The organism is Rhodococcus sp. MPR-R1B, from assembly GCF_058793255.1.
Genome location: NZ_JBXAFO010000037.1, coordinates 25,778 through 47,685, shown reverse-complemented (window position 1 = coordinate 47,685; position 21,908 = coordinate 25,778). Strand labels below are relative to the sequence as shown.

23 protein-coding genes are annotated in these 21,908 nt (G+C 62.8%); 15 read left to right on the top strand and 8 right to left on the bottom strand.

The annotated features are described in order from the left end of the window. Positions 1 to 177 precede the first annotated feature (177 nt). A complete protein-coding gene (locus tag AC1Q61_RS30065) occupies positions 178 to 777 on the top strand; it encodes a GtrA family protein (RefSeq protein ID WP_492651264.1) in 600 nt (199 codons plus the stop codon). 26 nt (positions 778 to 803) lie between these two features. On the opposite strand, the gene AC1Q61_RS30060 is transcribed toward AC1Q61_RS30065, so the two are convergent. The 5 genes from AC1Q61_RS30060 to AC1Q61_RS30040 form a co-directional block, all read right to left on the bottom strand. Further along, entirely contained in the window at positions 804 to 2,126 is a 1,323-nt protein-coding gene (locus AC1Q61_RS30060; RefSeq protein ID WP_003940828.1) for a sensor histidine kinase, read from the bottom strand. Positions 2,127 to 2,152: 26 nt separating this feature from the next. Then, entirely contained in the window at positions 2,153 to 2,833 is a 681-nt protein-coding gene (locus AC1Q61_RS30055) for a response regulator transcription factor (protein ID WP_003940916.1), read from the bottom strand. Between the two features lie 37 nt (positions 2,834 to 2,870). Next, a complete protein-coding gene (locus AC1Q61_RS30050; protein ID WP_003941034.1) occupies positions 2,871 to 3,437 on the bottom strand; it encodes a PH domain-containing protein in 567 nt (188 codons plus the stop codon). Positions 3,438 to 3,511: 74 nt separating this feature from the next. Continuing rightward, positions 3,512 to 4,087 (bottom strand): HdeD family acid-resistance protein, encoded by a 576-nt coding sequence (locus tag AC1Q61_RS30045; RefSeq protein WP_003941007.1) that lies wholly within the window; start codon positions 4,085 to 4,087, stop codon positions 3,512 to 3,514. 118 nt (positions 4,088 to 4,205) lie between these two features. Further along, entirely contained in the window at positions 4,206 to 5,060 is an 855-nt protein-coding gene (locus AC1Q61_RS30040; protein WP_003940755.1) for a biotin--[acetyl-CoA-carboxylase] ligase, read from the bottom strand. A gap of 115 nt (positions 5,061 to 5,175) precedes the next feature. Between AC1Q61_RS30040 and AC1Q61_RS30035 the strand changes: the two genes are divergently transcribed. From AC1Q61_RS30035 to AC1Q61_RS30025, 3 genes are read left to right on the top strand one after another with little or no spacing between them, the layout of a single operon-like run. Further along, on the top strand, positions 5,176 to 6,816 hold the full coding sequence (locus AC1Q61_RS30035) for an acyl-CoA carboxylase subunit beta (protein WP_003940853.1): 1,641 nt from the start codon (positions 5,176 to 5,178) through the stop codon (positions 6,814 to 6,816). Then, a complete protein-coding gene (locus tag AC1Q61_RS30030; RefSeq protein WP_007731147.1) occupies positions 6,813 to 7,154 on the top strand; it encodes an acyl-CoA carboxylase subunit epsilon in 342 nt (113 codons plus the stop codon). The genes AC1Q61_RS30035 and AC1Q61_RS30030 overlap by 4 nt, the downstream gene beginning before the upstream one ends. A 16-nt stretch (positions 7,155 to 7,170) precedes the next feature. Next, positions 7,171 to 7,812, top strand: coding sequence for a Maf family protein (locus AC1Q61_RS30025; protein WP_007731146.1), 642 nt, complete (start codon positions 7,171 to 7,173; stop codon positions 7,810 to 7,812). Positions 7,813 to 7,921: 109 nt separating this feature from the next. Here the strand turns inward: AC1Q61_RS30025 and AC1Q61_RS30020 are convergent, their stop codons facing one another. Next, positions 7,922 to 9,232: an HNH endonuclease signature motif containing protein gene (locus tag AC1Q61_RS30020; protein ID WP_215515827.1), complete on the bottom strand. Its 1,311-nt coding sequence runs from the start codon at positions 9,230 to 9,232 to the stop codon at positions 7,922 to 7,924. A 61-nt stretch (positions 9,233 to 9,293) separates the two neighbouring features. Continuing rightward, a complete protein-coding gene (locus AC1Q61_RS30015; protein WP_042922151.1) occupies positions 9,294 to 10,991 on the bottom strand; it encodes an MFS transporter in 1,698 nt (565 codons plus the stop codon). A 150-nt stretch (positions 10,992 to 11,141) separates the two neighbouring features. On the opposite strand from AC1Q61_RS30015, the gene AC1Q61_RS30010 reads away from it, so the two are divergent. From AC1Q61_RS30010 to AC1Q61_RS29970, 9 genes are all read left to right on the top strand, one after another. After that, positions 11,142 to 12,635 (top strand): condensation domain-containing protein, encoded by a 1,494-nt coding sequence (locus tag AC1Q61_RS30010; RefSeq protein WP_042449584.1) that lies wholly within the window; start codon positions 11,142 to 11,144, stop codon positions 12,633 to 12,635. Beyond that, positions 12,635 to 14,098: a condensation domain-containing protein gene (locus AC1Q61_RS30005; RefSeq protein ID WP_042449587.1), complete on the top strand. Its 1,464-nt coding sequence runs from the start codon at positions 12,635 to 12,637 to the stop codon at positions 14,096 to 14,098. The genes AC1Q61_RS30010 and AC1Q61_RS30005 overlap by 1 nt, the downstream gene beginning before the upstream one ends. Positions 14,099 to 14,216: 118 nt before the next feature. After that, complete coding sequence (locus AC1Q61_RS30000; protein WP_003940962.1) at positions 14,217 to 15,122, top strand: sulfurtransferase; 906 nt, start codon at positions 14,217 to 14,219, stop codon at positions 15,120 to 15,122. Further along, complete coding sequence (locus AC1Q61_RS29995; protein ID WP_003940804.1) at positions 15,119 to 15,535, top strand: SufE family protein; 417 nt, start codon at positions 15,119 to 15,121, stop codon at positions 15,533 to 15,535. The genes AC1Q61_RS30000 and AC1Q61_RS29995 overlap by 4 nt, the downstream gene beginning before the upstream one ends. A 4-nt stretch (positions 15,536 to 15,539) precedes the next feature. Continuing rightward, complete coding sequence (locus tag AC1Q61_RS29990) at positions 15,540 to 16,940, top strand: condensation domain-containing protein (protein ID WP_003940858.1); 1,401 nt, start codon at positions 15,540 to 15,542, stop codon at positions 16,938 to 16,940. A 138-nt stretch (positions 16,941 to 17,078) separates the two neighbouring features. Then, entirely contained in the window at positions 17,079 to 18,875 is a 1,797-nt protein-coding gene (locus tag AC1Q61_RS29985) for an acetyl/propionyl/methylcrotonyl-CoA carboxylase subunit alpha (RefSeq protein ID WP_030535031.1), read from the top strand. Between the two features lie 76 nt (positions 18,876 to 18,951). Next, entirely contained in the window at positions 18,952 to 19,377 is a 426-nt protein-coding gene (locus AC1Q61_RS29980; protein WP_003940708.1) for a DUF1707 SHOCT-like domain-containing protein, read from the top strand. Further along, positions 19,377 to 19,727 carry a hypothetical protein gene (locus AC1Q61_RS29975; protein WP_003940792.1) on the top strand — a complete coding sequence of 117 codons (351 nt, stop codon included), beginning with the start codon at positions 19,377 to 19,379 and terminating at the stop codon, positions 19,725 to 19,727. Before AC1Q61_RS29980 ends, AC1Q61_RS29975 begins: the two co-directional genes overlap by 1 nt. After that, on the top strand, positions 19,724 to 20,086 hold the full coding sequence (locus tag AC1Q61_RS29970) for a VanZ family protein (RefSeq protein WP_042922147.1): 363 nt from the start codon (positions 19,724 to 19,726) through the stop codon (positions 20,084 to 20,086). The genes AC1Q61_RS29975 and AC1Q61_RS29970 overlap by 4 nt, the downstream gene beginning before the upstream one ends. Here the strand turns inward: AC1Q61_RS29970 and AC1Q61_RS29965 are convergent, their stop codons facing one another. Beyond that, a complete protein-coding gene (locus AC1Q61_RS29965; protein ID WP_007727222.1) occupies positions 20,087 to 20,887 on the bottom strand; it encodes a tyrosine-protein phosphatase in 801 nt (266 codons plus the stop codon). It abuts the gene before it with no gap. Positions 20,888 to 21,017: 130 nt separating this feature from the next. Between AC1Q61_RS29965 and uraD the strand changes: the two genes are divergently transcribed. Together uraD and uraH are read left to right on the top strand one after the other, a co-directional pair. Next, on the top strand, positions 21,018 to 21,536 hold the full coding sequence (gene uraD, locus AC1Q61_RS29960) for a 2-oxo-4-hydroxy-4-carboxy-5-ureidoimidazoline decarboxylase (protein ID WP_042922194.1): 519 nt from the start codon (positions 21,018 to 21,020) through the stop codon (positions 21,534 to 21,536). Beyond that, entirely contained in the window at positions 21,533 to 21,862 is a 330-nt protein-coding gene (gene uraH, locus AC1Q61_RS29955; RefSeq protein WP_003940720.1) for a hydroxyisourate hydrolase, read from the top strand. The genes uraD and uraH overlap by 4 nt, the downstream gene beginning before the upstream one ends. Positions 21,863 to 21,908 lie beyond the last annotated feature (46 nt).

The following is a 21,908-nucleotide window of genomic DNA, read 5'->3' as shown; positions in this document are numbered from 1 at the left end:
GTCGAGGGGTGGTCGGGCGGGCGGGGATCTGCGCGGGATCGTTGTTGCCGGTCACGGCTCTCTATGTTGTCATGTGCCGCGTTCGCCCGTTCATTCAGCGTTCCCAATCTGTGATTCTGCTGATGAATCCGCGGCAAATTGGTGGTAACGCGGTTTCGTTTCGTAAACTCATCTGTTGTGCCATTTGTCGACGGGGTCATTGCCCGCATACCCCAACCGTTTCGTGACATCGCTCTGCGTCACAGCGAGCTGATCAAATTCGCGATCGTCGGCGGAACGACCTTCCTCATCGACTCGGGCATCTTCTACACACTCAAGCTGTCGATCCTCGAATCCAAGCCGATCACGGCCAAGATCATCGCCGGCGTCGTCGCGGTGATCGCGTCGTACATTCTCAACCGCGAGTGGTCGTTCAAGAACCGTGGTGGCCGTGAACCAGCGCACGAAGCTGCGCTGTTCTTCATCATCAGCGCCATCGGTGTCGTCATCAGCTTCATCCCGCTGTACATCTCCAGTTACGTCTTCAACCTGCGCGTACCCGAAGTCAGCCTGGCGACGGAGAACATCGCCGACTTCATCAGTGCATATGTCATCGGCAACCTGCTGCAGATGGCGTTCCGATTCTGGGCCTTCCGCAAGTTCGTGTTTCCCGACGAGAATCCGGAACCGCTCGAGCTGTCCGACACCACAGGATTGTCCGAAACCACAGCGTTATCCGAAAACACGGCGCCTGACCCGGTAATTCCTGACGCCGAAGAGGAGCTCGGGCACTCCTGAGTTTTCCGTCTGCGCCGGCCTTTCGGTCAGCGCGGTTCGCGGCGCGGAACGACGTCCGCGGTCGGCGCCGTGTTGGCCACCGGCAGGAAGACGGCGAACAAGGCAGGCTTACGCCTCTGCAGTTCCAGTCGGCCCCCGTCGGCTTCGATCAGTGCACGTGCGAGCGCCAACCCGACGCCGGTGGACCCCGCCCCCGAAAATCCTCTGTCGAAGATGTGCGGCGCCAGATCGTTCTCCACGCCGGAGCCTTCGTCGGTGACCTCGACGCACACCATCGAGTCACGGCGAGACGAACTGCGACCCGTACCGTCGATCAATCGCACCGACACCGTGCACGTGCCTTCACCGTGTTCGAACGAATTGTCGACCAGAACGGAAACAGCTTCACGCAGACGCGAGCCTGTGGTCGCGGCCATCACCGTGCGATCGCCGCGTAGGCGCAGCCTGCGTCCCTCTCCGTCGAACTGAGCCTGCCAGTCGCGAGTCACCTGTTCCAGCTCGCCGACTACCGACACCAGACTCGCCGATGACCCACTGGTGCGCGACGAGCGAATCAGGTCGTCGATTCCGTCGGTGAGCCTGTCCACTTGCGCCATGGCTTCCTCGGCCTCGTTCACGACGTCAGGATCTTCGTGAACGGACAACTCGTCCAGGCGCAGCCGCACTGCAGTCAGTCGACTGCGCAGTTGATGCGAGACGTCCGCAACCAGCGCGCGCTCTCGTTGCAGCCGCACGGAGATCTCCACGGTTGCCGCATCGAGGACGTCGGACACGCGGTCGAGTTCGGGGATGTCGTGCCGACGAGGATCCGGCCGGAAGTCGCCTTCGGCGAGGCGCGCCGCCCGGTCGGCCACATCCTGCAGCGGATCGGCAAGCCGACGCGCAGTGACCACAGCTACCACGGTGCCTGCCGTGATGGACAGAAGCACGAGCACGCCGACAGCCATCACCGCTTGTTTCTGCTGGGTGCGCAGGTTCTCCGACGGCACCTCGAGGCGCAACGAGCCGGACGTTCCCATCGCGAGCGATTCGACGAGTGCGTTCTTGACCGTCGCCTCACCGACGTCGACGCGTGCGGCGCCGTCGACGACGGTCGGATACACGACAACGAGGCGCCCGTCGTTCGGGGTGAGAACCTTGAGCGAATCTGTGTTCAACGCACCTTCGACGAGTCCGTTCGTCCCCTCTTGCGCGATGACCTCAGCGGCCATCCGGTCGAGGCGCACCCGGAGATCACTTCGCGTCACGTCCTCCACCCAGAGCCACGCCGTGTAGATCAGCGGAACCCCCAGCAGCAACGCCGTCATGATCACGACAGCGAGAATCGACTGCAATATGCGACGCCGCATGCCGGCAGTTCCTGATTCTCGAGAAGTTAGTCGGTGTTGATTCGGAAACCGACACCGCGGACGGTGGCAATCCTGCGTTCCACTGCGGGGCCCTCGTCGCCGATCTTGCGGCGCAGCCACGACATGTGCATGTCGAGCGTCTTCGATCCACGAAGCTCGACGTCGCCCCACACCTCACGAAGGATCGTATCGCGCGAGACCACTTCCCCGGCGTGCTCGAGGAGGACCCGCAGAAGCTCGTATTCCTTGTTGGCCAAGGCGATTTCGGAGCCGTTGACGAGTACGCGTCGTGCCGCGGGCTCGAGCCTGATGCCACCGACCTCGACGATCGTGTCCTCGCGGCCACCGTGGCGACGCAGGAGTGCTCGCACACGTGCCATCAACTCGGCGAGACGAAACGGCTTGCTGACGTAGTCGTCGGCGCCCGCGTCCAACCCGACCACGAAGTCGACTTCGTCGGTCCTGGCGGTCAACATCAGCACGGCGAGCGAGGTGCGATGCGCACGAATCTGTCGGCAGACCTCGAGGCCGTCCATGCCCGGAAGGCCGAGATCGAGAATCAACAGGTCGAAATCACCTTCGAGCGCCTGCTGCAACGCAGCGGGTCCGGTCGGTTCGACCGTCACCGAATACCCTTCACGCCCCAAGGCGCGGGAAAGGGGTGCAGCAATGGCCTCGTCGTCTTCGGCTAGCAATACGGCAGTCACACGAACAGACTACGGACAACACGCCTTTGCACGTTGATTACCAGCCATTTCGATCGTTCGGGTCGTCGTTTTCACCTGACGGCCACTGCGGTGCCTGCGAGGGTGGCTGCTGCATGGAATCGAAAACCTGGTGATACAGCAGGGCGTGAACGTGCTCGACGTCAGGAATGTCGTCGAACTCGAGCGGATCGTCACTGGCAGATGCGATGACCAGAGTTCCGGTCTTGAGCATTCGATCGATCAGGCCGTGACGGAACTGAACATTGCTGATCCGCCCCATGGGAATGTCGATACCCGTGTGCGTGAGCACTCCGTGGCGGATGAGCACTCGCCGATCGGTGACGATGAAATGCGTGAACTTCCAAACCGTGAAGGGCGCAACCGACCGCCAGGCCACGACACCGAGCCAGATGATTCCGACGGCAATGGACGACACGGTGCGAGCCGTGCCGTCCAATCTCGTCTGTGCGAGGCCCAGCAAGAACCCGGCGACGGCCGTCGCAAGCACGAACGTCAGCGCCGGAAGCACCAACATCTTCCAATGAGGATGGCGATGCAGTATCAGTTCCTCGTCCTGAGCGAGGGCGTCTTCGGGATATCCCATGACGGGAAGTCTGCCACCCCGCACCGACTTTCAGACACACCGACTTTCAGGCACACCCGTCTTCAGGGCAACGCTCAGGGCTGCGCGATCTTTCGCAGCACCAACGGGGTCACGACGATGATGATGCCGTACAGCACCATCCACACGCCGACCACGATGCGGAAGACGTCGAGCGAGAGTTCGGGCTGCAGAAGGACGATTGCACCCGCGACGATGCTGATGACTCCGAGCACGATCGACAGACCGCGATCGACGGTGTGCCCGGACGCCGCGTCGACCAGATCGAGAACGCCACGGAATACCCACCAGGCACCGATCACCAACGCGATCAGAACCACCGTCTGCAAAGGGCTACGGAGAACCAAGAATCCGAGGAGCACTGCCAACGCGCCGGAGATCGCGACGAGCGTGCGAGTTCCACCCGAAGCCGTCACGTCCGCGAACGAACGGATGATCTGAACGATTCCGAATCCGAACAGCTGGATCGCAATGACAACCGCGACCACGAACAGGGTGGCATCCGGCCACGCGAGTACCGCGATACCCAGGCCCAATGTGAGGACACCGAGCAGCACCGTCACGCCGGTGAGTACGCGGCGAGCGCTCTCGGCCGTCTCGGCTTCGGTCGGAACAACGATCGGTGTGGTCATGACGCCCCTAGGCAGCTCGGTAAATCCCGCAGTTGAGTGAAATGAAGGACGGACGGTTGGTTCGAAAACCGGTCCGGGCCAAAAATTAGCACTTTGGTGCCAGAAAATCCGGCAACGTTCACGATTCGGTGACCGGGGCGGCGCGAAGGTGCGTGATATCACCTGCTGCGACCGCAAAGGTCTCCCCATCTGTTCCCTCGATTTCGATGACGACGCGTCCGGAAGTGTCGACGTCGGTCGCGATACCGAACACCTCCTTGTCGCCCGGCAAAACCGCGCGGACTCGTTTGCCCAGCGTCCCGCAGCGCTGCCGGTATTCGGCAGCCAACACAGATGTATCCCATTTCGACGATTCCCAAGCACGGAATTGCGTCGCCAATTCACGGGCGATTGCGCGAACGAGAGTGTCGCGGTCGACAGTCGATGCTTCTTCGATCAGCAGTGACGTAGCGGTCGGGACGGGCAGCTCCTCGACGCCGAGGCTCACGTTCAGCCCGATCCCCACCACCACCGCGGGATCGGGCGCCGTCCTCGCCACCTCGGCCAGAATGCCGGCGACCTTCTTGTCACCGATGAGAACGTCGTTCGGCCACTTGAGTTCTGCGGGTACTTCGGCCACGTTGCGCAGCGCGTCGACGACCGCGATTCCCGACAGTAGCGGGAGCCAACCCATGTCCGCGAGATTCATTCCGGGCATCGACAGCAGAACCGACATCGAGATCTGCGCTTGCGGCGGACTCACCCACGTGCGCGAATGACGGCCACGGGCACTCGCCTGATATTCGGCGATCAGAACGTGACGGTCGGCATCCGGATCTGCCGCTCGCGCAAGGAGATCCGCGTTCGTCGAACCGGTCTCCTCGACAACGTCGAGGCGGTTCCAGAAAACGCGCGCGTCGTCGTTGTCACTGCGCACCAGTGCGCGTCGTAGGGCATTGCCGTCGAGGGGCGGTCGGTTCAAGTCGGTCCACATAGCCCCAGCCTATGACGACGGCGAGAATGTACTGGTCAGTAGCTTGAGCCTGCAAGACAGCGACAATCGGACCTGCCTTCGAAGCCCCCCACGCACTCTCGTTAAGCTCACGTCCATGACCACTGTCCAAGAGCCGAACGCGCCGGAGGCGGCGGCCGCACCCGATATCCACACGACCGCGGGAAAGCTCGCGGACCTGCGGAATCGCCAAGCCCAGGCGCAGGCACCGAGCGGCGAAGCCGCCATCGACAAGGTGCACGCCAAAGGCAAGCTGACCGCCCGCGAGCGCATCACCGCCCTCCTCGACGAGGGCTCCTTCGTCGAACTCGACGCACTGGCACGGCACCGAAGTGTGAACTTCGGTCTCGCTGACAACCGCCCGGTCGGCGACGGCGTCGTCACCGGTTACGGCACCATCGACGGCCGCGACGTCTGTGTCTTCTCACAGGACGCCACCGTTTTCGGCGGATCGCTCGGCGAAATCTACGGTGAGAAGATCGTCAAGGTCATGGACCTCGCGATCCGCACCGGGCGCCCCCTCGTCGGCATCAACGAAGGTGCAGGCGCGCGCATTCAGGAAGGCGTCGTCTCGCTCGGCCTCTACGGCGAGATCTTCCACCGCAACGTCCAGGCCTCGGGTGTCATCCCCCAGATCTCACTGATCATGGGACCCGCCGCCGGCGGCCACGTCTACTCCCCCGCACTGACCGACTTCGTCGTGATGGTCGACGAGACTTCCCAGATGTTCGTCACCGGCCCCGACGTCATCAAGACAGTCACCGGTGAAGACGTCACGATGGAAGACCTCGGTGGTGCTCGCACCCACATGGTCAAGTCCGGAGTCGCCCACTACGTCGCTTCCGGCGAGCAGGATGCCCTCGACTACGTCAAGGACCTGCTCAGCTACCTGCCGTCCAACAACCAGGCAGCAGCTCCCCGCGGCGAGATCACCGACCCCATCGTCGGTTCGATCGAAGACAGCCTGACCGCCGAGGACATCGAACTCGACACCCTCATCCCGGACTCGGCCAACCAGCCGTACGACATGCACGAGGTCATCCGTCGCATCCTCGACGACGACGAGTTCCTCGAGGTCCAGGCCGAGCGCGCGATGAACATCATCGTCGGTTTCGGTCGCGTCGACGGACGCTCGGTCGGCATCGTCGCCAACCAGCCCACCCAGTTCGCGGGCTGCCTCGACATCGACGCCTCGGAGAAGGCCGCTCGCTTCGTGCGTACCTGCGACGCGTTCAACGTCCCGATCATCACCCTCGTCGACGTTCCCGGTTTCCTCCCCGGAACCGAGCAGGAATACAACGGCATCATCCGTCGCGGCGCGAAGCTCCTCTACGCGTACGGCGAGGCAACGGTCGGCAAGATCACGGTCATCACCCGCAAGGCTTACGGCGGAGCGTACGACGTCATGGGCTCCAAGCACATGGGCGCCGATGTGAACCTGGCATGGCCGACCGCTCAGATCGCCGTCATGGGTGCATCCGGAGCAGTCGGATTCGTCTACCGCAAGCAGCTTCTCGAAGCCGCGAAGAACGGCGAAGACGTCGATGCATTGCGCCTCAAGCTGCAGAACGAGTACGAGGACACCCTCGTCAACCCGTACGTCGCCGCTGAGCGCGGATACGTCGACGCTGTCATTCCTCCGTCGCACACCCGCGGACAAATCGTTTCCGCATTGCGACTGCTAGAGCGCAAGGCCGTTTCCCTTCCGCCCAAGAAGCATGGGAACATTCCCCTATGACCGCAACCACCGAGGACATTCTCAGCGAAGATGTCGCACTGGCGGAGACCGCACCGACCAACGGTGCGGTCGTCGAGGGAACCGCGACGGATGCTTCGCTCACGGAGCTGACCGAGACGTCGACCTCCGACGCGTCGGTCATCAAGATCGTCAAGGGTTCGCCCACGGACGTCGAGATCGCGGCACTGGTCAGCGTGCTTGCTGCGGCTGCCGGCAGCGGTCAAGCTCCCGAGTCGAACGTTCCCGCGGAGACCTGGGGCGATCCGACTCAGTTCCACCGCACGCGTGCGCCGTTCTCGCCGTACGCGTACCTGAACCCCGCGATCCGTCGCAGCTGACGATCACTCTGCTGACGTGACTCAACTGGTTCTAGCTTCAGCGTCCCCGGCTCGCCTCGCAGTTCTGCGGGCGGCCGGGGTTTCGCCGCTTGTGCGTGTCTCCGGCGTCGACGAGGACAAGATCGCCGACAACCTCGGACCCGACGCCGCCCCCGAAAAAGTCGTGACGGTGCTGGCGGAGGCCAAGGCCGCCGAAATCGTCCCCGGCCTCGCCGCCGACAATCTCACCGACGTAGTCGTTGTCGGGTGCGATTCGATGCTCCTGATCGACGGGCAACTTCAAGGCAAGCCGGGCAGCGTCGATATCGCCCGAAAGAGATGGGCCGCAATGGCCGGACGCAGCGCCACTCTCTTGACCGGGCACTGTGTCCTACGCGTCGCCGACGGCCGCATCGTCCGCATGGCCTCGGATCACAGCGCAACAGTGGTTCATTTCGCGCAACCGTCCACCGAGGATCTCGAGGCATACCTGGCAACGGGCGAGCCGCTCCAAGTCGCCGGAGCATTCACGCTCGACAGTCTCGGCGGCTGGTTCGTGGAGAGGATCGAGGGTGATCCCTCGAGTGTCATCGGTATCGGATTACCTTTGGTACGAACACTTCTCGAGCGTGTCGGGGTTTCCGTCTCGGATCTCTGGCGCACGCAGAGCATCTTCTGACGCGTTTTCTCCAAGCACGTTTTCTCCAAGCACCACTGACCAGCCCCGCATCGGGTCCATGCCGATGCGAAGCTGGTCGTTTTTGTTGTCACCGAAAAGGTTTGACCCTTCAGGTTTTGAAGGTGGTGTTCGCCGGCCTCGGTTGCTGTCCGGGGTCGATCGAGGGCGGCGGAATGAACCACGGCTTGTTGTCGACACCGATCCGAATCGCCCACTTCCCGACGAACCCTGATTTCCGGTGCATCAACCGGTGGTGCGAACGGCACAGCAGGACCAGATTGTTCATCACCGTCGGGCCACCGTTGGCCCAGTGCCGGATATGGTGCGCATCAGTCCAAGCCGGTACACATGTGCAACCCGGGAACGCACAGCCTCTGTCTCGGGCAATCAACGCCACTCGCTGTTCGGCGGTCACCAACCTCTTCCCTGGTTTCGCATCGAGCGGCGCGCCGTGATCGTCGAGCAGAACGGTCGACAGGAAACAATCACACCCGAGAAGCCTGGTCTGCGACACCGACAGCGGTCCCAGCCAGGGCATGTGCCCGACATCAAGATCGGACAGCTCCAGTGAGCCGTCATCACCCGAATCCGAAGACTGTGCGGCACAATCCCGATGCTCAGCCAAATCACGAGCATTGATGTGAACATTCACATGCGGACGCTGACCACCATCGGTACCAGTCTTGGCGCAATCGAGATAACGCCGGATCAGTTCGGTGAACCCATCCGCAGTCCGCTTCGCCGCCGACCGGGCATCGGGAGTCCCGTCCGGTGCCGGGGTCGGCATCGTCAGATTCGACAACGCCGACAACAACATTTCCCCGGTGAGGGCATCGAAATCACCACGCACCACCACCCGACCGTTCAACGTCGACGCGATCCGCAACTCATTGAGATCGACATCTTCAGCGGGCGGAATCTCATCCGATTCGAACAACCGCTCCAACGTCGCGATCACGTTCCGCACCTTCGTCGTCGTCGCCTCCACACCCGACGCAGCAGCCAACAACAAATCGATACAGCGAGGGAGCGCGTCCTCCGGCATCCCCTTCGGCGGTGACTCGCAGAACGCCACGATCAACACCGCGTGCTCGAACGAGCAATCCCCGCAATCGAACCGAGCCGCCACCGCCGGAAACGGCCGCAACGCTGCACCGAGAGCGGCGATCTTCTTCCCGTCCCGAACCTGCAGCATCGTGTTGGCCGCCAACCACGCACCCACCCCGCGACTGGCAATCACCTGATCATCCGGGCGCAACGACAACTCGTCCACCACCGCCACACGCACAGCTTCGAGGCGCAGAATCTCCGCACTCGCCGACACCGCAGCAGCGCGCAACTCTGCAGCAGACAACTGCCACAACCGTCCGCGTAACCCCACCGCAGAACCCGACACCACATCCGACAACAAGACACTCATTGAATCCCCCGATCCCCTGCACACAGGGTACTCGAACACCCGTTCGAGTCAAGGGCAATTTTCAGACCGGCGAATTGACCCGCGGCAGAGCAGTCGACGCCAATCCGATACCGAGCGCAATTGCTGCGATGATCGCGAGCACACGGCGCTGCGCTTCGAGAAATGCTTCGCCGGCCGCCGCGCGAGTCGATGCGTACGCGGCATCAACTGCCACCTGAACGGATTGACCCCCGGCACCGGCGGAGCCGTCCCGGCGACATTCCGGCGCCACCTCCATCGGTGTTCCGGATGCCAATTGGCTTGTTGCGCAATCGACAAAGGCCTTTTCGGCGATGTCGATCAGGCCGGGACCAACGCCGGCAGCTTCAAGGTTCGCAACGTACTCGGGTCGCTCCCCCTGCACTGCTTGCGGAGCTTGCCCCGCGACGAGCGAGAAGAACACCACTCCGATCAAGGCCAGTCCGATGGAGCTGCCAACCTGCTGAACGGTAGGAAGCAGTCCCGACACCGAACCCGCGTGCGCGGGTTCGACCGTCGCAAGGATCGCGGTTTGCAGTGGTGCCACGAACAGTCCGAGACCTGCGCCACCGAGAAGCAGCGGACCGGCGAGCGCGAGCCAGCGTGGATCGGTTCCTTCGCGTTCGAGGATGATCGACAGCGCGATCAGCGAGCCGGCAAAGACGACCATCCCCAGGATCAGAACACGGTTTCCGAGCATCCGGTACACCGCCGATGAGAGAACCGCCGCCACGCCCATTCCGACGGCCCACGGCAGCGTCATGACGCCCGCTCGCAATGCGGAGAACCCGAAGCCGAACTGAAGGGTGAGACTGATGGTGAAGATCAAGGAAGTCAGGGTTCCGAAGAAAACGAACGCAAGAACCGCGCCGATTGTGAAGGCTCGGTCGCGGAAAAGCTCGAGACGAAGGACCGGATCGCCGCCTCGTTTCGCCAAACGCGATTCGTAGAGCACAAACGCCACTGCCACCGGCGCCGACATCGCGAGCATTACGACAAGACCTGTGGGCCATCCGCGCGCCCTTCCCTCGGCCAGGGGAAGGATCAGCAGGAACAGCGCCAGTGATGACAGTGCGGCGCCGATGAGGTCCAGTGAGCGCACATGCTCAGCGCGAGCATCGACGAGATGGAAATATCCGAGAATCAAGGCGGCGATGCCGATCGGGATGTTGACGAAGAAGATCAGGCGCCAGCCCCAGTCGAACAGATTCCACTCGATCAGCAGCCCGCCGATCAGAGGCCCGCTGACCGTTGCGAGCCCGATGGTCGCACCGTAGATCCCGAAGACTCGCGGATGCCTGGCCTTCGGAAACAGACCCGAGATGATGGCGAACGTCTGGGCGGACATCGAACCGGCCGCCAATCCTTGCAGACCCCGGAAGACGATCAACATCGTCGCGCTCTGCGCGAGCCCGCACAGCAACGAGGCAACCACGAATACGGACAAGGCGGTCAGAAAAACAACTCTACGGCCGAACAGGTCCCCCAGCCGCGCTGCAGTGATCAACGAACACGCGAAAGCCAGGATGTACACGCTGACCATGAGCAACTGCGCCGATACGCCTGCTTGAAGATCGACGGCGATACTCGGAAGCGCGACGTTGACGATGGTCGCGTCGAGCAATTGCATGAATGCCGCCGCCAGACTCGTCGCCAACCCGAGCCAGGGCGTCAGAGAACCAGCTCGCCGCCCGCCCTTGTGGTCGGCGCCGACAGCGTCACCTAAAGGGTCCGGAAGCACCGAATGATCCTAATCGAACACAACGCTTCTAGAACCTGTTCTTGTTTAGATTGTAGTATTTCGGACAATTCAGTCCCCCAGATGGGATAGTTCGTCGTCTGCCCATTTTCAGAGCAGGCTTCTCGACGACACACGCAGGAGTTCTACTCGATGGATCTGAACTTGATCACCCATTGGCACCCGCTTCCTGGGCGGGTAATCGAATGGGGCGTCACGCATGCTTCCGCTCAACGAGCCGCCGAAGCCGAGATCGACCGAGAACTACCCCCGACCACGATGCAGGATCGCCACCTGCGACGCGCCCGCGTCACCGCAGAGAAGGGCGATCCGCAGTCTCCGTGGATCGGTATCGCCTTCGATTTCGCAGGAACACTGGACCGCGACGCCATGACGCGAGCCCTTCAGCGCTACATCCGTCGCCACGACACGCTGCACAGCTGGTTCTCGTTCGACGAAGCAACCACCGACGCTGCGGACACCTCGTTCGAGGTCCGTCGACACGTGGTGCCGGTCGAAAGCATCGAACTCGAGTACCGCGTCGGCGACGACGTCTCCGAATCCGAGGCGATCCGCGCGCTCGTCGCGACCAAGTTCGCCACCGAAACCAGCGCGCTGCAGTGGCCGGCCTTCGTGTTCGGTGCCGTCGAGCACCACCATGCCGACCTCGAAGCCGATCCGAGCTTCACCCTGTTCCATGCAGTCGACCACGCCCATTCGGACATGAACTCGATGGTGCTGATGTACGCAGAATTGCGTCAGCTCTACGCCGCGGAAACGACCGGATCGCATCCCGAGCTCGGGCCGGCCGGAAGTTACGCACAGTTCGGTCGCGTCGAACGCGAGCGAACAACCGAACTGACGATGCAGTCACCCGAAGTGCACCAGTGGCTCGGTTACCTCATGCGCAGCGGCGGCTCGTTCCCCGGATTTCCGCTCCCGCTCGGGGCCGAAGACGCGCCCAAACCGGCTATCGGTTCACGCTTCGACCTGGCCGACGACATCGAGTGCGAGAAGTTCGGTGCGGTTTGTAAAGCCAACGGCGCCAACTTCATCGGCGGAATGTTCACCGCGCTCGCGATTGCGGAATTCGAACTCGCCGGACGCGACAAGTACATCGCCCTCTCGCCGGTCAGCACACGAACCGAGGCCGACTCGTTTGCGCAGGGCTGGTACATCAACCTGATCCCGGTCGGCATCGACGTCGACGACAAGCGACGCTTCACCGAGTTGGCAAAGCTCGGGCAGCAGGGGTACCACGACGGCAAGGCACTCCTCGATGTCTCTGTGCAGCAGGTCATCGATCTGGTTCTGTCGAGCTTGGCCGAGTCGGATTCCGCACCCGGCGGACTGTCGAAGACGCTCACCCCGCCGCCGATCGTCTCGTACATCGACGGCCGACGCATGCCGGATCCATACAGTTACGCCGAGACGAAGGCAACGGGAATCGTCGGCGGCAAAGAGACTCAGATCGCGTCGATGTGGATCAACCGGATGCACACCGGAACCTGGATCGCCGTGTCTCACCCCGACACCCCCATTGCCCACGAATCGGCCACCCGCTTCGCCGAGCATGTCTCGAAGATCATCAAAACTGTTGCAGCTCAAGGCGACTACTCGTTCGTGGCACCAGAGGGAGTGGCCTGATGCATGTCACCTCGATCGATCGATACGGACTCGACCCCGGAATCGTCACCGAATGGTCGCTTCAGCCCGCGGACGGCGCCGTCACCGAGTCGGAAGTACCACCGTCGTACAACCAGCATTTTCACCTCGAGACTGCGCGAACACACGGCATGGGCCGGAGTGTGTGGATGGCAGCCGCATTCGACCTTCCCGGAGAACTGAATCGGCCTGCACTCGATCTCGCGCTGCGCCTGTTCATCAGTCGCCATGACACTCTGCACACAGGATTCGAGGTGGGCGAGTTCACCACCACCCGAATGGGACTCGATCCAGACGGCACACACATCGAGACTTCGGAACCTCTGAAATTCGATTCGACCGAAGACCTCCGAGCGCATCTCAAGAAGCGATTCACGACGGTATGCGATCCACTGACCTTCCCTGCATACACGTTTGCCACGGTCGAACGCGAAGAGCATTACACGGTCCTGAGCGCGTTCGATCACACACTCGTCGACGGCTACTCGTTGGTCATTGCTCTCGGGGAACTGCGACAGATCTACGAGGGACTGATCGCCCTACCCGATCTGACCGACCACGAGGCCGTCGACGCAGTGATGAGCCGACTGGGTGACCCGGGAAGTTTCGTGCGGTACTGCGAACTGGAGGCAGACGCTCTGCTTCCCGTCGACAACGACCCTCGAATCCGAGAGTGGGCAAGGTTCTACGAGATCTGCGGTGGCACATCACCGAGTTTCCCCTTGGATCTCGGCGTCGAGGGCGGAAAGCCCGCGCCGCAGGGCGCCGATGTGCGCGTGCTGCTCGACGAGGAGTTGACGGCGACGTTCGACGAGATCTGCCTATCCGCCGGCGGTAGCGTGTTCACCGGAATCCTCACTGCGATGGGACTTTCCGTCCACTCGTACACCGGGCAGTCGACGCTTCCGCTGCAATTTCCGCTTCACATTCGCAAAGATCCGCGGTGGGCCGACGCGATCGGCTGGCTCACCACCAGCGCGCCGATCACGGTCCAGATCACTCCCGACGCGGATTTCGGTGCATCCCTTGCACATACGCACGCGTCGTTCCGAGTTGCGTTGACGCTCGAGGGCGTCACCATGGCCCAGGTTCGAGATGCTTTGGGCGACAAGATTCGACGCACACGCACCGACGTCTTCATGGTGTCGTACATCGATTACCGCAAACTACCCGGCACAGACGATCATGATCTCCTCAACGCCCATCACATCAGCAATGTGACGGTCGCCGACGATGCCCAGTTCTGGATTTCGCGAACGAACCGTGGTCTCTCGCTGCGTTCACGCTTTCCCGATACCGAGACGGCAAACGAAACCATGGTGAATTTCCTCACCGAACTCGACCGGATTCTGAGAGAAGTCTGCGCCCGGGGCGTGACGCCGATCGGAAGTGTCACCGAACAATTGAGAGATTCGAGCGTCGGAGCAGGAACACCGAGGATTTAGGGTCGGCAACGGGCACGAGCAGGCAGAACCTGCTTCCGGGCGTCTCACCTTGCGCACAGCGCATAGAATCGATCAAGTCCGTGTTCGAACCGAACGATTCGTCTTCAGGAGTACGCCCGTGCCCGTTGCCCCCGATCCCTCAACCGCGTTTGCCGAGTTCGCGCATCCCGACCGGTTGGTCTCGACGGAATGGCTCTCGGCGAATCTCGGTGCGCCGGGCCTCAAGGTTGTCGAATCCGACGAAGACGTGTTGTTGTACGACGTCGGCCACATCCCCGGAGCCGTGAAGATCGACTGGCATCTCGACCTCAACGATCCGGTCACCCGCGACTACATCGACGGTGCGAAGTTCGCAGAGTTGATGAACCGCAAGGGCATCGGCCGCGACGACACCGTGGTCATCTACGGCGACAAGAGCAACTGGTGGGCGGCCTACGCACTGTGGGTCTTCACTCTTTTCGGCCACGAGGACGTCCGTCTTCTCGACGGTGGCCGCGATGCGTGGATCGCCGAGAACCGCGACACCGCTTTCGACGTTCCCGACATCACGTCGACCGATTACCCGGTCGTCGAGCGCAACGACGCTCCCATCCGCGCATTCAAGGACGACGTTCTCGCGCACTTGGGCGACGGGCCGCTCATCGACGTGCGATCTCCGCAGGAGTACACCGGCGAGCGCACCCACATGCCCGACTACCCCGAAGAGGGTGCGTTGCGTGGTGGACACATTCCCAGCGCGCTCAGCATCCCGTGGGCGAAGGCAGCGGCACCGGACAGCCGCTTCCGCACCCGTACCGAACTCGGCGAGATCTACGGCGACCTGTCGGCCGACGACAACATCGTCGCGTACTGCCGCATCGGTGAGCGTTCCAGTCACACCTGGTTCGTGTTGACTCATCTTCTCGGCTACCCGAACGTTCGTAACTACGACGGTTCGTGGACCGAGTGGGGCAATGCCGTGCGCGTCCCGATCGTCCAGGGCGAAGAGCCCGGCGCCGTTCCGTCCTCTGTATCGGCGTCATGAGCGCTCTTCCTTCGGCTCTGGCCGAGATCGTCGACGACTTCGCGGCCGTCGGCGCCTCGGACAAGCTCACCCTTCTTCTCGAGTTCAGCCGAGAGCTGCCGCCGTTGCCGGCGGAGCTCGAGCAGAGCGCGATGGAGCCGGTCCCCGAATGTCAGTCGCCGCTCTTCCTCTCGGTCGACGATTCGGATCGCGACAACGTCCGTCTGTACTTCAGCGCTCCCCCCGAGGCTCCCACGACGCGTGGTTTCGCATCGATCCTCGCGCAGGGGCTCGACGGCCACAGCGCCGACGAGATCCTCGGTGTACCCGACGACTTCTATTCGGCGCTCGGTCTCGCAGAAGCCGTGAGCCCGCTCCGTCTGCGCGGAATGTCGGCCATGCTCGCGCGCATCAAGCGGCACTTGCGGGGCTGAAAACATGGAGTTCACCGAACTGGCCGACTATGCGATTCCGGCCGGCGCACTCGTCGAATGGTTGCCGTGCGCAACCGGGCCCTGGGTTCCGGATCCGCGGCCCGTCTCCTACATTCACGAGGCACATCTCAACCGTTCCGCTGCAGGCGCAGGCGACAAGTCTTGGCTGGGAACAGCTTTCGAGATTTCCGGCCCGCTCGACGTCGATGCGTTCCGAGTCGCTCTCGGCCGGTGGATCGACCGTCACGAAGTTCTGCGCTCGCATACCGTCCTCGAACCCTCGAGCGGCGAGATCACCCGGCACACGGTCCCGCTCGGCGGAATCGACATCGGGGTCGTCAGCCACGGCTACGACGCGTCCAGCCAGGACAACTTCGACCACCTTCACCGCCTGTTCGACGATTACGCGTCCCCGCACAGTTGGCCGTCGTACGTCTTCGCGACGTTGACGCCCCGCGGTGGCGACGGTCCGTTCACCGTGTTCTTCGCGGCGGACCACTCGATCATCGACGGGTTCTCGATCGTGCTGGTCGCTCACGAGATCGCAGCTCTGTACCGCGAGGCCTCGACCGGTAGTGCTGCAAATCTGTTTCCGGTGGGCAGCTACGTCGATTTCGGTGCCGTCGAACGCGAGCAGATGGCCGACATGGAAGCCGAGAAGGCTGCGGTCGAGATCTGGCGAAAGGCTCTCGGCACGGACGGTCTACCCCAGTTCCCGCTACCGATCGGTGACCGTGGAACCGATTCTCAGAACGGCCTGTCGACCTGGCTGCTCGACGCCGACCAGTCCAAGGCCTTCAGTTCGACGTGTGCAGCCACCGGCGTGGGGTACTTCGCCGGACTTCTCGGCGGACTTGCCGCTGTAGGTCGCGAAGTCGCGGGATCCGATCGATTCGAGGTCGTGACGCCAGTTCACACCCGCAGCGCTCAGGAGTGGGCGGGCGCGCTCGGCTGGTTCGTCGGACTGTGCCCGGTCGAGTTCGCCGTTGGATCGGACTGTTCGTTCGGCGACCTCGCGACACGCGCCGCCGAATCCATCGCTTCGGTCAAGCCTGCCGCAGCTGTCCCGTTCGATCGGATCGGTGAGCACCTCGAAACCCCGATCCGACCGCGATTCGTCGTGTCCTACATGGACGTTCGCTTCGTGCCCGAAGCCGCACAATGGCCCGAATGGAACGCCAGAGCACTTCGAAGCAAGGCATATACGCACGACGTCTACATCTGGATCAACCGCACACCCCAGGGACTCAACCTCGCGGTCAGGTACCCAGGCAACGAGACGGCGAACGCCGCGGTTCACGCCTACGTGGCCGCACTGCGCCGGACCATCGAAGAAATCGTCACCGAACCGGACGCCGCCACCTCCGACAGCTACTCATCGGTAGTTTTCGAAACCGTTTCCTAAGCCGGAGTGGGCTTTAGCGATCCGGTTACAACCAGCGCCGAAGCGATGCATACACTCCGAAGTGATGCCAATCCCCCGATGGTGAAATCCCAGAGGAATACACCGCGGAGACAGACTATGCGAACCACAGGAGGCTCAGTGCCCAGTCATGCCAGCGCGCACATTACGAAGGTGCTTGTCGCGAACCGCGGTGAAATCGCGGTACGGGTCATCCGGGCGGCCAAGGATGCCGGCTACGGCAGCGTTGCCGTTTACGCCGAGCCCGATGCAGACGCGCAGTTCGTGAAGCTCGCAGACGAGGCATTTGCCCTCGGTGGACAGACGTCCGCCGAGTCCTACCTCGTGTTCGACAAGATCCTCGACGCAGCCAAGAAGTCCGGCGCCGACGCCATCCACCCCGGCTACGGTTTCCTCTCCGAGAACGCCGACTTCGCCCAGGCCGTCATCGACGCGAACCTCATCTGGATCGGTCCGTCACCGCAGTCCATCCGCGACCTCGGCGACAAGGTCACGGCACGCCATATCGCAGAACGCGCGAAGGCGCCGATGGCAGCAGGCACCAAGGATCCCGTCAAGGGCGCCGACGAGGTCGTCGCATTCGCCAAGGAATACGGCGTCCCGGTTGCGATCAAGGCTGCCTTCGGTGGCGGTGGACGCGGCATGAAGGTCGCCCAGACCATCGAGGAAATCCCCGAGCTGTTCGAGTCGGCCACCCGTGAGGCCATCGCAGCCTTCGGTCGCGGCGAGTGCTTCGTCGAGCAGTACCTGGACAAGGCCCGCCACGTCGAGGCTCAGGTCATCGCCGACCAGCACGGCAACGTCGTCGTCGCCGGTACCCGCGACTGCTCGCTGCAGCGTCGCTTCCAGAAGCTCGTCGAAGAGGCTCCCGCTCCCTTCCTGACGGACGACCAGCGCGCACGCATCCACGCATCCGCCAAGGCCATCTGCAAGGAAGCCGGCTACTACGGCGCCGGAACGGTCGAGTACCTGGTTCAGGGCGACACCATCTCCTTCCTCGAGGTCAACACCCGCCTGCAGGTCGAGCACCCCGTCACGGAAGAGACCGCGGGCATCGACCTCGTGCGTCAGCAGTTCCTCATCGCCAACGGCGAAGAACTCTCCATCAAGGAAGATCCCACCCCGCGTGGACACTCCTTCGAGTTCCGCATCAACGGCGAAGACGCCGGCCGCGGCTTCATGCCTGCCCCCGGCCCGGTCTCCGTCTACCGTGAGCCCACGGGCCCCGGCGTTCGCGTCGATTCCGGTGTCGTTGCCGGCGACGTCATCGGCGGACAATTCGACTCCATGCTCGCCAAGCTCATCGTCACCGGCGCCACCCGCGAAGAAGCCCTCCAGCGGGCATCGCGCGCTCTGGCCGAGTTCGAGATCGACGGCCTCGCGACCGTTCTCCCGTTCCACCGCCACATCGTCGAGAACCCGGCGTTCATCGGTGACGGCGAGAAGTTCGACATCTACACCAAGTGGATCGAAACCGACTGGGTCAACCCCATCGAGCCGTACGCAGGCGCCGGTGCTCCCGTAGACGACGAGGACGAGGCTCTGCCGCGTCAGAACGTCGTCGTCGAGGTCGGTGGACGTCGCGTCGAGGTTTCCCTCCCGGGCCAGTTCTCGCTCGGCAACGGCGGCGGCGCTGCCTCCGGTGCGATCCGCAAGAAGCCGAAGGCGCGCAAGCGCGGCGGCGCCGGCGGAGGTGCAGCATCGGGTGACGCTGTCACGGCTCCGATGCAGGGCACCGTCGTCAAGGTTGCAGTGACCGAAGGCCAGGAAGTCGCAGAAGGCGATCTGATCGCCGTTCTCGAAGCCATGAAGATGGAAAACCCCGTCAACGCGCACAAGGCCGGTGTCGTCACCGGACTGTCCGTCGAGCCGGGTGCAGCAATCACGCAGGGAACGGTTCTCGCAGAACTGAAGTAGGGCCTCCGGCCCCGTGCGCCTTTCCGGTAGTCCCCACTACCGGAAAGGCGCACAGTCGTTTGAGTAGGCTGTAACGATGGCTGACGTCCCCGACATTCGCATCGGCACTGCAGAACGCGAGCAGGCACTCGATCTCCTGAGCGAGCACTTCGCCGCAGGCCGCCTCACCGTCACCGAGTTCGACGAGAGAAGCGGAATCGTCAGTGCCGCAACAACTCGCAGTGAACTCGTTCCGGTGTTCGCCGATCTTCCGGGCAACTACCAAGCCCCCGGCACCGCTCCACTGTCGATGGTGACGCCTCCCGACGCGCCGGCGGAGCGAGGCTTCAACCCCGACTGGTCCGGTCGCGTCATGGCCGTCGTCCCGATTCTCGCGGTGATCCTGTTCTTCGTCACCGGCACCTGGTTGTGGTTCCTCGCGATTCCCCTGGCCGGTGCACTGCTGTTCGGTACCGACCGGGAACGCAAAGCCAAGCGCCGCCGCGAGCGGGACTCCGACTGATGGAGCCGATCGAGATCAACGCAGGCGGCTGGTATCTACGCGCACTACGCGCAGACGAGCGTGTGGACGACCGCCCCGCCCTTGCCGATGGTGGTATCACCGACCCCGATTACGTGAGTCAGCGAAGCGCTCAGTGGCACGAAAACAGCGTCTACTCCTGGGCAGTGTGCCAACCCAACACCGGTGAGCTTCTCGCCGAGGTCGTTCTGACGCCTCTCGACTCCACCGCCCTGCTCACCGGCTGGGCCCGCGACGGGCACACCGAGGCGCTCACGACGGCCGCCGACGCCGTCACCAGATTCGCCGAAGGTGCACTCGGACTCGTCGTCGTCGAGGGGCAGACGAATTGAAGAACAACCGATACTGGCCGTTGGCGATCGCCGTGGTCATTGCCCTGATCATGCTCTTCTCCCCGGGTTCCACCGTGCCCTCGAGCCCGGAGAACACCGACAAGATCACTCACACGCTGATGTTCGCGGTATTGGCGATCACCTCGTTGCACGCGCGGATCCCGGTGTGGCTCACGGCTGTGTGGTTGTTGATCTTTGCCGCGACGTCCGAGGTTCTTCAAGCAGCGCTGCCCATTTCGCGTTCCGGTTCGATCTGGGACGGCAGCGCCGACCTGCTCGGCATCGCCATCGGGATCGGTATCGTCAGCCTCGTGACGAGGCGACGAACTTCCCGCCGAGACGAGCCGAGCAGGTCCTGATCAGCTGAGCAGGTTGCTTCGCAATTGGTCCTGGGTCGACGCGTCGATCTTCAAGCCGTCGGTGAAGTAGGCCTCGATGGATCCGTGTACCTGCGCGAGCTCTGCCATCGACGCCTCCAGGTACTCGCGCCTGACACCGAGGACACCCTCGAGCAGGGTCGGGTCGATCCCCTTGGCCTCGAATCGCTCGAGGAGCGGCGCGAACATCGGCAACAAAATCTTGTTGGTTTCGAGGTAGTCCGCGAAGACCGCGTCCTCGGAGGCACCCAGGAACAGCAGTAACGCGGCCGCTGCCCAACCCGTGCGATCCTTGCCCGTGGTGCAGTGAATGAGTGCCGGCGAGCTGGGCGGCTGCGCCAAGTCGACGAACAGTTGCCGGTACGACGCGACCGCACTCGGCAAGGTCACGAAATCGCGGTAACTTCCCTGAAAGTACTCGAGCGCCTGGCCGCTGCCCAACGCTTCGGCAGCAAACGCCGGGTCGGCGATCATCTGCTGCATCTGAGCCGGAATGGCGCGATACTGCTTGTCCGCCAATACGTCCAGGCCGATTTCTCGGATACCGTCCGGCGTCAGATCCGGTGCCGTCTCGCGTTCGGATTCGGTGCGCAGATCGTAGATCGTGACGATGCCCAGATCGGCGAGGGTCTGTGCGCCGTCCGCACTGAGCGATGCCAGATCGGTGGAACGAAACACGCTCCCGGTGCGGACGGTGCCACCGAAGCTCGATTCGGGGCCACCGATGTCTCGGAGGTTCGCCAGGGACGGTACGACGGAAGACAGCTTCGGAGTATCGGTCATACCTGAGAATGTATCGGTCGCCGAGAAACCGTGATCGGGGAAGAGCAGCCGGAGAAATAAGATCGAGACACATCATCTCCCGTAATTGCTGCGCTACAGATCCGTAACATGCTCAAGTAATCCTGTGGACATGCCTACAACGAATTCCAGTGGTCTCGGAGCCTTCGATGCGCTCGGTGACCACCAGGCAGTCGCGGCGCTGCTCGAGTGTTGCCATTCCGCCGTGTGGGCACAGGAAATCGCCTCGTCTCGCCCGTTCGCCGATCTGGAAGCTCTGTTCGACAAAGCAGATGCGGTGCTGGCCGAGCTTCCCGAGTCCGAGATCGACGACGCTCTCTCCGGCCACCCACGAATCGGTGAGCGAAGCGAGAGCGCGTCCTCTACCCGTGAACAGTCGGGAGTCTCGTCGGCGACAGAAGACGTACTCGCGGAACTTCGACGGAAGAACGCCGAGTACGAAGAGACATTCGGCCATGTTTACCTGGTCTGCGCGTCGGGGAAATCTGGAACGGAGCTCCTCGACATCCTTCGAGGTCGTCTCCGAAACGACCCGGCGACCGAGCGTTCCGTGCTTCGAACCGAATTGGCCGCCATCAATCGGATCAGACTCGCCCGTCTGATCGATGCACTCGCCGGAGGCACAGCATGAGCAAGACCCTCAGCACGCACGTTCTCGACGCGACGACGGGCAACCCCGCGGCGGGGATTCGCGTCGAACTTCGTGATCGAGACGGCGCCTCCGTCACCACTGCGGAGACCGACTCCGACGGCCGCATCCCCGAACTTGCTCCCAGCGGCCTGACCGCCGGTCACTACACCCTGACTTTCGACACCGGAACGTATTTCGAGACCAACGGACAAGAAAACTTCTACCCGGAAGTGACAGTGACCTTCCGGGTGGACGACACGGCACGGGGCTATCACGTCCCACTGTTGCTGTCGCCCTTTGCTTATTCCACCTATCGCGGGAGCTGAACACGTGACTACCGAAAACATCACGACCGGCAACATCACAACCGGC

Coding starts and splice junctions, on each gene's coding strand:
- AC1Q61_RS30060 (WP_003940828.1), bottom strand. CDS start 2,126: ATGCGGCGTCGCATATTGCAGTCGATTCTCGCTGTCGTGATCATGACG.
- AC1Q61_RS30050 (WP_003941034.1), bottom strand. CDS start 3,437: ATGGGATATCCCGAAGACGCCCTCGCTCAGGACGAGGAACTGATACTG.
- AC1Q61_RS30045 (WP_003941007.1), bottom strand. CDS start 4,087: ATGACCACACCGATCGTTGTTCCGACCGAAGCCGAGACGGCCGAGAGC.
- AC1Q61_RS30040 (WP_003940755.1), bottom strand. CDS start 5,060: ATGTGGACCGACTTGAACCGACCGCCCCTCGACGGCAATGCCCTACGA.
- AC1Q61_RS30035 (WP_003940853.1), top strand. CDS start 5,176: ATGACCACTGTCCAAGAGCCGAACGCGCCGGAGGCGGCGGCCGCACCC.
- AC1Q61_RS30030 (WP_007731147.1), top strand. CDS start 6,813: ATGACCGCAACCACCGAGGACATTCTCAGCGAAGATGTCGCACTGGCG.
- AC1Q61_RS30020 (WP_215515827.1), bottom strand. CDS start 9,232: ATGAGTGTCTTGTTGTCGGATGTGGTGTCGGGTTCTGCGGTGGGGTTA.
- AC1Q61_RS30010 (WP_042449584.1), top strand. CDS start 11,142: ATGGATCTGAACTTGATCACCCATTGGCACCCGCTTCCTGGGCGGGTA.
- AC1Q61_RS30005 (WP_042449587.1), top strand. CDS start 12,635: ATGCATGTCACCTCGATCGATCGATACGGACTCGACCCCGGAATCGTC.
- AC1Q61_RS29995 (WP_003940804.1), top strand. CDS start 15,119: ATGAGCGCTCTTCCTTCGGCTCTGGCCGAGATCGTCGACGACTTCGCG.
- AC1Q61_RS29990 (WP_003940858.1), top strand. CDS start 15,540: ATGGAGTTCACCGAACTGGCCGACTATGCGATTCCGGCCGGCGCACTC.
- AC1Q61_RS29980 (WP_003940708.1), top strand. CDS start 18,952: ATGGCTGACGTCCCCGACATTCGCATCGGCACTGCAGAACGCGAGCAG.
- AC1Q61_RS29975 (WP_003940792.1), top strand. CDS start 19,377: ATGGAGCCGATCGAGATCAACGCAGGCGGCTGGTATCTACGCGCACTA.
- AC1Q61_RS29965 (WP_007727222.1), bottom strand. CDS start 20,887: ATGACCGATACTCCGAAGCTGTCTTCCGTCGTACCGTCCCTGGCGAAC.
- uraD (WP_042922194.1), top strand. CDS start 21,018: ATGCCTACAACGAATTCCAGTGGTCTCGGAGCCTTCGATGCGCTCGGT.
- uraH (WP_003940720.1), top strand. CDS start 21,533: ATGAGCAAGACCCTCAGCACGCACGTTCTCGACGCGACGACGGGCAAC.